This window comes from Micromonospora sp. M51, from assembly GCF_018070305.1.
Taxonomy (GTDB): Bacteria; Actinomycetota; Actinomycetes; order Mycobacteriales; family Micromonosporaceae; genus Micromonospora; species Micromonospora parva.
This window is the reverse complement of record NZ_JAGPXZ010000905.1, coordinates 1-2,212: the sequence shown is the minus strand read 5'-3', so window position 1 is coordinate 2,212 and position 2,212 is coordinate 1. Positions and strand designations below refer to the sequence as shown.

Below are 2,212 nucleotides of genomic sequence, written 5' to 3'. Positions count from 1 at the left end.
GGTCGTATGTCGCCCGGTCGAGCACCGGGTTGGTGAAGAAGGAGCCGACCGAGCGGGTGTCCGGGTCGTTGGCGTCGAGCACCATCCCCTTGCCCGCGCGCAGCCGCAGCACCGTGGCTCGGGCGTCCGCCAGCGGCACCTGGTCGCCCACCTCGACGCCGAGCGCTCTGGCCAGTTCCGCGTAGCGCACCGGCCCGGACAGTGGGGACCTGGTGAGCCGGAAGTCGACCGAGAGCACCACCCAGCGGTCCACGTACTTGAAGATGCTGCCCCGGTAGGCGAAGCCGCAGTCGGCGGCGGGGATGACCTGGCGGGTGCCCTGGATCCGGTCGTACACCTCGACGCCGGTGATCGTCTCGGCGACCTCCTGGCCGTACGCGCCGACGTTCTGGATCGGGGTGGCGCCGGTCGAGCCGGGGATGCCGGAGAGGCACTCCAGACCGGACCAGCCGTTGGCGACAGTGGTGGCCACCAGGTCGTCCCACGGCTCGCCGGCGTCGACCCGTACGGTGACCGAGGTGGCGTCCTCGGCGATGACCCGCACGCCACGGGAGCGCACCAGGACGACGGTGCCGGGGAAGCCGGCGTCGCCGATCACCACGTTGCTGCCGCCGGCGAGGATCAGGACCGGCTCTGCCGCGGTCCGCACCGCGCGGACAATCTCGTCGGCGCTGCCGGCGGCCACGATCCGCGCGGCCGGTCCACCCGTTCGCAGGGTGGTGTAGCCGGCGAGTGGACCGGGGATGGCACGATCGGCGTCGGTTGTCGGCTGGGCGGAGGCGTCTGGCACGCCCTTCACCTTAGGCTGACAATTAGCCGTGGCACCCACTGGTCGCCCGGCACCCCCGGGAGGATGGCGATGAGCAGACTGCAGGGCAGCAAGGATTTCTGGATCGGAGCGCTCCGGACGGAGGGTCCGGCTTTCGCCGCAGCGGTGGCCGAGGCGCCGCCGGAGACACCGGTGCTGTCCTGTCCGGGCTGGACGGTGAACGACCTGACCCTGCACATGGCCGGCATCTACCAGTGGGTTTCGTCGTTCGCCGGCACCGGCCAGACCAGCCAGCCGCCTCGGCGGGAGAAGCTCGAGGCCGACCCGGGCGTGGACGCGCTCCAGTTGTGGCAGCAGGGTTACGACCGGGTGATGACCCTCTTCGACGGGCTCGACCCGGAGGCATCGGCGTGGAACTGGGCGCCCCAGCCGAAGAAGGCCGGTTTCTGGCCGCGTCGGATGGCGCACGAGACGGCTGTGCACCGCTGGGACGCGCAGCTCGCCATCGCGGCCGGTGACCCGGTGGAGGCGAAGCTCGCCGCCGACGGGGTGAGCGAGGTGCTGGACACCTGGCTCCCGGCGGGCCGGCGGCAGGTGCCGGGTGACTGGCACGGGGTGGTGCAGCTCTGCGCGACGGACGCGGCCCAGGAGTGGTATCTGCGGCTGCGCGGCGAGGGGGTGGCGCTGCTCGACACCGCGACCATCTTCGACCACGACGATCACCACGCTCGTGCCCAGGTCAGCGGCACCGCGAGCGATCTGCTGCTGGCGTTGTGGGGGCGGGTGAGTTTCGAGACGCTTGATGTCGTCGGCGACCGCACCCTGTTGGACGGTCTGCGCACCGGCTGACCGACCGGTCACGAACGAGGGCGTCACCCCATCCGGGGTGGCGCCCTCGTCGGCGTGTGGGGCCGACCTCGCGACCTCGTGAGAGCGCTCTCTTGACACCGGGTCAGCGACCTACCACAGTGTCGTGAGAGCGCTCTCTGAATTATCTGCCACCACTCGCCCGCCCTGAGAGAGGTCGAAACCCATGGCTGTCTTCCCGCGCCGCCGCCTCGCCGCGGTGGCCCTCGCCGCCACCACCGCCCTGCTCGTCACCGCTGGCTGCGGCGGCGGCGACGAGCAGGGCGACGGGCCGATCACCTTGACCGTCGACGTCTTCGGCCAGTTCGGCTACGAGCAGCTCTACCAGGAGTACATGGCCGCGAACCCCAACGTGAAGATCGTCGAGCGGGGCACCGGCACCAACCTCGACGAGTACTCGCCGAAGCTGACCCAGTGGCTCGCCGCCGGCCGGGGCGCCGGCGACGTGGTGGCCATCGAGGAGGGTCTGCTGGTCGAGTACAAGGCCAACCCCGGCAACTTCGTCAACCTGCTGGACCACGGCGCCGCCGACCTCAAGGGCAACTTCCTCGAGTGGAAGTGGAACGCCGGCCTGAC

At 70.9% G+C, this 2,212-nt stretch carries 2 protein-coding genes and 1 pseudogene; 2 read left to right on the top strand and 1 reads right to left on the bottom strand.

Translation table 11 applies throughout. From position 1 onward, the window contains the following. A partial coding sequence (locus tag KBX53_RS30535; protein WP_210863172.1) for a UDP-N-acetylmuramate dehydrogenase occupies positions 1–790 on the bottom strand: 790 nt, incomplete at its 3' end. A gap of 69 nt (positions 791–859) precedes the next feature. On the opposite strand from KBX53_RS30535, the gene KBX53_RS30530 reads away from it, so the two are divergent. Both KBX53_RS30530 and KBX53_RS30525 read left to right on the top strand, forming a co-directional pair. Beyond that, positions 860–1,618: a maleylpyruvate isomerase family mycothiol-dependent enzyme gene (locus tag KBX53_RS30530; protein ID WP_030327733.1), complete on the top strand. Its 759-nt coding sequence runs from the start codon at positions 860–862 to the stop codon at positions 1,616–1,618. A 184-nt stretch (positions 1,619–1,802) separates the two neighbouring features. Next, positions 1,803–2,212: pseudogene (locus KBX53_RS30525) on the top strand (carbohydrate ABC transporter substrate-binding protein); the annotation flags it as partial.

Bases quoted from the DNA above. Each gene is read 5' to 3' on its own strand.
- KBX53_RS30530 (WP_030327733.1), top strand. From the start codon at position 860: ATGAGCAGACTGCAGGGCAGCAAGGATTTCTGGATCGGAGCGCTCCGG.